Source organism: Longicatena sp. 210702-DFI.1.196 (assembly GCF_020563125.1).
GTDB classification, from domain to species: domain Bacteria; phylum Bacillota_I; class Bacilli_A; order Erysipelotrichales; family Erysipelotrichaceae; genus Longicatena; species Longicatena caecimuris.
The window spans coordinates 1-8,398 of sequence record NZ_JAJCPX010000063.1 but is presented as its reverse complement, the minus strand read 5'-3'; the positions used below and the strand labels follow the sequence as shown (position 1 = coordinate 8,398).

General features: G+C 38.4%; 8 protein-coding genes. 1 reads left to right on the top strand and 7 read right to left on the bottom strand.

The window, feature by feature from the left end; genetic code table 11:
* Positions 1-85 precede the first annotated feature (85 nt).
* The 7 genes from LI241_RS15135 to LI241_RS15105 all read right to left on the bottom strand — a co-directional run bounded on the left by LI241_RS15135 (position 86) and on the right by LI241_RS15105 (position 6,963).
* Positions 86-973, bottom strand: coding sequence for a ParB/RepB/Spo0J family partition protein (locus tag LI241_RS15135; protein WP_008691189.1), 888 nt, complete (start codon positions 971-973; stop codon positions 86-88).
* A 15-nt stretch (positions 974-988) separates the two neighbouring features.
* Complete coding sequence (locus LI241_RS15130) at positions 989-1,771, bottom strand: ParA family protein (RefSeq protein WP_008691188.1); 783 nt, start codon at positions 1,769-1,771, stop codon at positions 989-991.
* Positions 1,772-1,787: 16 nt separating this feature from the next.
* A complete protein-coding gene (locus LI241_RS15125) occupies positions 1,788-2,552 on the bottom strand; it encodes a ParB/RepB/Spo0J family partition protein (RefSeq protein WP_008691186.1) in 765 nt (254 codons plus the stop codon).
* An 11-nt stretch (positions 2,553-2,563) separates the two neighbouring features.
* A complete protein-coding gene (gene rsmG, locus LI241_RS15120; protein ID WP_008691184.1) occupies positions 2,564-3,274 on the bottom strand; it encodes a 16S rRNA (guanine(527)-N(7))-methyltransferase RsmG in 711 nt (236 codons plus the stop codon).
* Between the two features lie 168 nt (positions 3,275-3,442).
* On the bottom strand, positions 3,443-4,858 hold the full coding sequence (locus tag LI241_RS15115; RefSeq protein ID WP_226897107.1) for a PTS transporter subunit EIIC: 1,416 nt from the start codon (positions 4,856-4,858) through the stop codon (positions 3,443-3,445).
* A 1-nt stretch (position 4,859) separates the two neighbouring features.
* Entirely contained in the window at positions 4,860-5,690 is an 831-nt protein-coding gene (locus LI241_RS15110) for a PRD domain-containing protein (RefSeq protein ID WP_008691180.1), read from the bottom strand.
* A 13-nt stretch (positions 5,691-5,703) separates the two neighbouring features.
* A complete protein-coding gene (locus tag LI241_RS15105; RefSeq protein ID WP_008691178.1) occupies positions 5,704-6,963 on the bottom strand; it encodes a PTS transporter subunit EIIC in 1,260 nt (419 codons plus the stop codon).
* A 287-nt stretch (positions 6,964-7,250) separates the two neighbouring features.
* On the opposite strand from LI241_RS15105, the gene LI241_RS15100 reads away from it, so the two are divergent.
* Complete coding sequence (locus tag LI241_RS15100; protein WP_008691176.1) at positions 7,251-8,156, top strand: endonuclease/exonuclease/phosphatase family protein; 906 nt, start codon at positions 7,251-7,253, stop codon at positions 8,154-8,156.
* Positions 8,157-8,398 lie beyond the last annotated feature (242 nt).

Sequence of the window (8,398 nt, the reverse complement as noted above, 5' to 3'; positions counted from 1 at the left end):
CCCCACAATAATTTAGAGCCTTTTTTCGCTCAACCCCACGTTAATTTAGAGCCCCACAAAAAGACACGAATACATCGCATCTTTCTTACATTTCTTCATCTAATCCGCCAATCATCTCAAGTACACGATTGAGGTCATCGTTGCCATGATACTTAATGACAATTTGTTTTTCATCAATTTTTACTTTTGTGCCAAAACGACTCTGTAATCGTTTCTCTACCTGATCCAGATTAACGTCTCGCTCTTTTTTCACCGGTTCCGGCTTAGGCTCATTCATATTTTTAACAAGCGTTTCCACGGCACGCACAGATAAATGCAATTGTATTGCCTTTTGCGCTACCTCTTCCATGAGTTTTGGATCTTTCAAGGATAACAGGGCGCGTACATGCCCCATGCTGAGTTCATTATTCACTACATGCTGTTGCACAGATGCAGGCAATTTTAATAATCGTAACATATTGGCAACATGTTCACGGGATTTCCCAATACGATGTGCTAATTCTTCCTGTTTATATCCTAGTTTCTTAATCAGCTTTTCATAGCCTTGCGCCTCTTCAATAGCATTCAGATCTTCACGCTGAATGTTTTCCAATAAGGCAATCTCCATCATCTGCTGATCATCAAAATCCATCAGGATGGCCGGAATACGCTTTAACCCAGCTAGCTTGCTGGCACGTAAACGACGCTCACCGGTAATTAGTTCATAACCTTTGACTGCTTTTTTAACTAAGATTGGTGTAAACACACCATGTAATTTAATCGAATCTGCCAATTCCTGAATCTTATCATCATCAAAGTGTTTTCTTGGCTGATAAGGATTCGGTTTTACATCCTTAACATCCACCTCAAACTTGCTGTCTTCATGAACCTCGCTTTTCCCTTGCTGAATGTCTTCTAAAACATTGCTGACATCTTCACCAAAGATAGCCGATAGTCCTTTGCCCAGTCTGGCATTGTTCTCTTTTTTTGCCATATTGACGCTTACCTCCTATCTGGCCTTCGCCTTCTTATTCATGCGGACAACCTCATTCGCTAATCCGGCATATGCTTTTGCTCCTTCACAACGTACATCATATTCAAAAATCGACATACCACGTGATGGTGCCTCGCTTAATTTTACATTTCGAGGTATATAGGTTTTATATACACGATCTTTGAAATGCTGACGAACTTCCTGTTGCACTTCTACGCTTAATTTCGTACGTCCATCATACATCGTTAAGATCACACCTTCAATCATCAGATTCTTATTAAACAGCTGCTGTACCAGACGAATCGTTAATAAAAGTTGTGTCACACCTTCCAACGCATAATATTCACACTGTACTGGAATAATAACCGAATCTGCCGCCGTTAAGGCATTGGTATTCAACAAGCCTAAAGAAGGCGGACAGTCAATGATGATAAAATCGTATTCATCCTTAATCGGTTCTAATTTGTTTTTTAATAATTCTTCTTTTCCAACCTCAAATTTTACCATCTGCAAATCGGCACCTGCTAAAGATATATTGGCTGGTATGATATCTATCGGAGGTGATGATAACTTTTTACGAATGTCTCTCACCTCATAATGTTCCATAATCAAATTGTATACAGAAAGTTTATCTTCACCTACTTCAGCACCGACTCCCTGTGTTGCGTTGCCCTGTGGATCAAAGTCTACCAACAGAACCTTGTTACCTAAATATCCTAACCCTGCCGCTAAATTAATCGAAGTGGTCGTTTTACCAACGCCCCCCTTTTGATTTGAAACAGCAATAATTTTTCCCATATGTAACCAGACCTTTCTATTTCGGAATGCGTATGGTTATGATGACATCATCCTCACGTTCTTCTTCCTGCATGAGTGCCTCACAGCCTGCCCGATTCACCATGCTTACCGCTTGATGAATGGTATTTAAAGCAATACGTATACTCTTACTAATGCCTTTCAGCATAACTTTTTTCTTTGGTTTTGGCCCTTGTGCCTCTTCCTTTAATAATTTTTCTGTCTGTGCAACGGTCAGACCTCTTTTTTCTATTTTCTGCAATGTCTGTTTCTGTTTTTCTTCATCTAAGCCTAACAAAGCACGGGCATGACGTTCACTGATACGGCGTGCACTGACTGCCTCCTGTACTTCCTCATCCAGATTTAACAAGCGAATTTTATTGGCAATAGAGCTTTGTGATTTACCTACACGTAAAGCCAGCTGCGATTGATTAATGCCAGCATATTTCATGATTTCCACATACGATTTGGCTTCTTCTATGGCACTTAAATTCTCTCTTTGAATATTTTCAACCAATGCCATTTCTGCCATCTGTACTTCATCAGCATCCATAATATTTGCCGGTACTTCTACAGCACCATTTAAACGTAATGCACGGAATCGACGTTCACCGGCGATGATTTGATATTTATCATTAACCTTTCGTACGGTGATTGGCTGAATCAAACCATTTTCACGAATTGATTGTGCCAGATCCATTAGCGCGTCTTGATCAAATTCCAAGCGTGGCTGATATGGATTCGGTTCAATCAAATCGATTGCTATCATCTTTGTATCTTCCATTCTATTCCTCCTCAAAGGGGATTTTTCTTTATTTGCGCAAATGCTCTTGGATATTTCAATGGGGTTTTCTTTACCTTTTCAAAGACAAAATTGACCCTTTTGGAACCATCCGACAGCACTTTTTCATCCCTGCGTTTCTCCTCACATCCAAGAAGGCGAATTGCTTTTTCAGCCAACGCATACTCCTCTAGCGCATTGGCACCCTTTAATGCCAAAAACATACCGCCTACCTTTACCAACGGAATGCATAATTCTGAAAGCATTGTTAAGTTTGCAACCGCTCTTGCGCTGACGATATCAAAGCTTTCCCGATGTTCTTTCGCATAATCTTCAGCTCTTGCATGTACACAATGCACATTGTTTAACTTCAGCTGATGACACAGAGCTTCTAAAAAAGTAATTCGTTTTCCTAATGTTTCTACAATCGTAATTTCTAAGTCAGGGTAAACGATTTTCAAAGGGATGCTAGGAAACCCAGCACCTGCCCCAACATCACAGAAAGTACCCTTCAGTTTTACATCAAAGGAGGGCAATATAGAATCCAGAAAATGTTTTTCATAGATTTCATCCATATCCGTAATCGCCGTCAAATTCATTTTTTGATTCCATTCAAGGAGCATAGCAGCATACATGGCAAATTGTTGCAGCTGCGTATCCTGCAAAGTTATGCCATATGATTTTACAACATGAAAAAAATCTTCTTTATGAAATGTATTGGACATAGTATCCCTCCAGCATCTACTATTATAACAAACTTACCGTATGAACAAAACATTAAGTTTATGATTTTCAATGATGGGCATCATAAAAAGAAGCAATCTTTGAAAGAATTGCCATGAAGTTTTCTGTATCTTTCTATACGTTGCATGGCTTCCCCGTCGTTTAACTGATTACAATTGATAATTTTTTAATACATCCATGATAGCATCCACATGCGCACCATACACAATCTGAATTTCTTCTTTTGTCTTTAAATAACCGGCAGCACCATTTTGACGAATGCGCTTAAAAACAAACTTATCCTGATCTTTTAATGTGATATGAAGACGTGTGATACAGGAATGAATCGCAATGATATTTTCTGCCCCGCCACAGCCTTCAATGATGACTTTTGCCATCTCATTCAAATCTTCAGCAGCAATACTTCCTTCTTGAAACGGCTCATTTTGATCATTCTCTCTTCCCGGAGTACAAAGATCAAATTTCTTGATCATTAATCGAAATAGCACATAATATATCACAAAGAAAAGCCCACCTTGAACGAATAGCATATATGGTTTTACTGCCATAGGGAGCGAACTCGCCAATACAAAGTCAATAGCCCCGGCACTAAAGCTAAAGCCAGCAATATATTGTAAGCTGGCTGCCATAAACACCGAAATACCAGTCAGTAAAGCATGCATCACATAGAGCAATGGAGATAAGAACATAAAGGAGAATTCTAATGGCTCCGTAACACCGGTGAGAAACGACGCAATAGCAGAGGATACAAAAAACGGCTTCATCTTCTTTTTCCGCGTAATAAAACAGCATTGATACATCGCCAAAGCCATGGCTACCACACCAAACATCATGATTGGATAATACCCTGCCTGATACATGCCCGTGACTCCGCGTATTCCCGTGCCTGCCCAATAATTGCCAATATCATTAATACCAATCACATCAAACCAAAAGATAGAATTTAACATATGGTGCAATCCCAATGGAACCAACAGGCGATTTAAAAACGCATAAATACCTGCGCCCAAAGGTCCCATATCCTTGATCATGGTGCCAATGGAAATAAGCAATGTAAAAATGAGAGGCCAGACGATATATAAAACGATGGAACAAAGCATAGCAAAGATGGAGGTATAAACCAAGACCCTAAAATCAGCAGGTAAATAGTTTGTAGAAACATGTTTACGACGATAACTAAATGCAGCTAACAGACCACTTAAAATCCCAATGAACTGATTATTAATATTGCCAAAAGCTTCATCTACCCGAAAGCGCAAGGTATCTTCTAAAAAAGAGACATTCGATACCGAAAGCAAACTGGTGATAATAAGAAAACATAATAATCCATTACAGGCAGCTAAACCACTTTTATCATCACTTAGTTCATAAGCTACACCGATCGCAAAAATCATTGGCATCTGAGAGATGATAACATTTCCTGTTTTCTGCAAGATCATTGCCATAAAATATAGATTTTCCATACCACTTTCTTCTAATGCATAGCCAATCCCCATAAGCAATGCCGCAGCCGGGAAGACGGCGATTGGCAACATGAGGGCTCTTCCTAATTTCTGTAGTTTCATCTTAATCAATCAGCTTTCCAATATGGATCATCAGATACACCTGTTCATTTTCCTGTAGCTCATAATGATATTTTTCTTTGATCGTTTCTCTGATCTGATGAATACAATGTTCCATTTTATCATTGCGTTTTATCAAAAAGGCATACAAATCGCCAAGCTCTTCTTTTTTCGTCTTTTGATTTGAAAACATATGCTGTCCCAAAAATTTTAAATGCGTAATAAAACGTGAAAAGTTAAGTTCATTCTCATCAAGATGAACCTGATACGTTTCCTCAACGATTCGCTGTACATCTTTAATGAAACGTAAGATTTTTGATACATTACTGCTACGCCCACCATTGTTTAATGTGGCATTGACGATATGCATGGCAATATAACCAGCCTCATCCTCTGGGAAACTGATTTCCGTATTTGCCTGAATGAGCTTTAACGCCCACAGACCCACTTTAAATTCTCTTTTATACAATGTTTTGATTTCATTTAACATGAAATTAGGAACATTGATATTCTGTTTCTTACGTTCTGCCGCATAATGGATGTGATCACTCAATGAGATCAATAGCTGTGGGCTCACTTCTATTTTTAAAGTCTCGCATGCCTTACGGGCTATGACTTCAGCAATTCGAAAATACAAAATAGGTGTACGTTCCAACAGCATATGCAGCTGTTTTTTCTGTTCATCTTCAAAGGTATATGTCTTTTCAATGCGTTTTTCATCTACCGTATCGCCGGGCCGTTTATGAAAGCCGATTCCTGCTCCGACAATGATCATTTCCTGTTTGCCTCTAATTGCCGAAACAATATTGTTGTTGTAAACATGTATGATTTGCATGATGTCCCTCCTTTTACAACAGCAATTGCTGTAATTCTTTTTCCTGTAACCTTTGCAACGCTTGCTGCAAAGCAAATGCCTGGTTACCTGCCGCCAATTCATAGCAGTATTCATCCTTTGCAAGATGATAAGCGCACAGCTTTTGTAATCGTTGTTCATCTACAAAATCCATGTCATACACAGTGATAAATAAGCTGCGATTCATCGCTTTCATCACTCTTATATTCTCCATGCCGCCAAAAACTTCTAACAGTTCTACGACATATTCATCATGGATAGCACCACGCTTTTCCTGGGGTAAATAAAGCCACTGTCTTTTATAAGAAAGCCATAGCAAGCTGATATAGATACTACCAAAAACGACCGTCAGCAATCCACCTGAAACAGAAAAGTAAGCCAAATAAAATATACAGCCACTCCCTATGCAATATACAAGCCATAATAGCGGTGCGCTGATAAACAAATACAACACAAAAGCGTCACTAGCCTGTGATAAGAGGCATTGTAACAGACACAAACTCACAAAAATAGCCATGGGATATCGTTTCTTATGAAGAAGGAATACCATCCAGGAAAGCATAAATGCAGGCATTACACCATATTGCATGACGGTAATGCCCTTCTGAAAACCGGGAAGGATATAAAAACCATCACTGATATCACGTAAACCAACAATCACAAGTCCACTATTCAGGACTTTACTAATGCTTGCCCCAACTATTCCATGCTCATATAATACAGCTGTTAAAGAGAACAATTGACGTATTGTAAATGTCCAGATAAAGTAATACGGAACAGCCAATCCCAACATGATGAAAATAGTTAATATCGGGACCAAACGACGTCCACTGAAAAAAGCCAGACTTTTGGGCAACTGTACTTGCGAAAACCGCTCAAATAGCTTTGCCGCAACCAATCCGCATAAGATGGCAGTCAATGGATTTTGAATATAATCTACAGCCACATCTACATGCCATTGATAAGCAAAAGCCTCATTCAAAACCTCACTTTGTAAAACACTGATGATGAGTAAATAAGCAATCATTGCCGATAAGACAACACTGCCATCCTTATGTCTACAAAACTGATAAGATACAAAGCCTGCCAGTAAGAAAGGCAGCGCCTTAGCATACAAGGCATCCAGACGAACAAATAGTGTCATAAAAGGAAGGATTTCAGCAAGTAGCTGACTGATACTAGCCATGATAGAAACTATAGGAAGAAACAACAAAAGAGGCATACAGGCAACCCATAATTTTCGATACCAAGTCATGAAACCACTTCCTTTTCTAGAATTATAAAACGTTTTCATGATAACATTTTTTCACAAATTGTAAATATCGCAAATAAAAATTTTTTAAAAAAAGGGATTGACAAACGAAATGTAAACGCTTATCATTTGTGTGTAAAAGTTAGAAGCGAAATGATAAAACGTGTTACTGTTCAATCAGGCATGAGTTTTTGGGGAAAAACTTATGCCTTTTTTTGTAGTTTCATGTAGATATCGTTCTGCTCTGGATCCAGCTTTACATGTTTATGTTCGTAAAACAGGAGGAAACTATGAAAAAATTATTATGTGCTTTATGTGCCATGACTTTATTGGCAACTGCAACAGGATGTTCTAACAACAATGCCGACAAGGACAAAAAGGAAACAAGCGGCAATACACTGGTTGTCGCATCAAACAACATTGACGCAAAATCACAGCCAGATGTAGATGCACAGCGTAAATTATTGGAAGAAAACGGTGTTGAGATTTTCGGACTTCAAGAAGTCGATAACATGACAAGACGTAATCACTATGATGTAGTCAGCAAATTCAAAGTTGATCCTTACAAGGATGCATTCTTCTCAAATGCCATCGCTTTCTCCGGTGGTGAATATGGTATTGCGACAGTATCGAAATATGAATTCAAGAGCAAAGATGCTACTAAATTGTATAGCGATTTATTTGCTGGTAAAGAAATCGCACAGGAATTGGCGGATGCTTACAAAGACTATGATCCAGACAATAAAGAATCCGAAGCAAAGATGGATGCTGTATCCGCAAAGAATCCTATTGAACCACGTTTATATCAGCGTGTCGTAATTGAAAAAGACGGCAAAGAAATCGCCTTCTATAACACTCATTTAAGCTATGAAGATCAGAAATTGCGCAAACAGCAGATGGAAACCTTAATGAAAGCCATGGACAGCGATACTTGCAAATATGTAATTGCAGTTGGTGATTTTAATGCCGATCAGTCCACAAAAGAATTTGATGCATTTAAAGAAAAATATCATATTGCCAATGGTTTAGATGGCAAATGGTTAGATACGTATAATGGCGTTGATGATACTATGAAAGTAAACAGTGTCGACAACATCATTGTGTCAAAAAACATCACGATCAAAGAAGTTAAAATGATTCCTTCTAAATTGTCTGACCACAATCCTCTAGTAGCTACATTAGAGCTAGGAGAATAGTTTCATAACATTACCCTTCATTTCCTATTATGAGAACTGTTAAGCGTTACAGTTCTCTTTTTATGATTATCAATTTACATCTTTAACATAAATGATATTCGAATATTCAGAATCATTAGGAGTCAATCTGTCACTAAAAAAAGCCTTCTATCTCAATTCACTTGTATAGAAGGCTCTACTATTTATTTGGGATATTTAAATTATCGTGGGGATAAAACCTGCCTCTAAATTATCATGGGGTT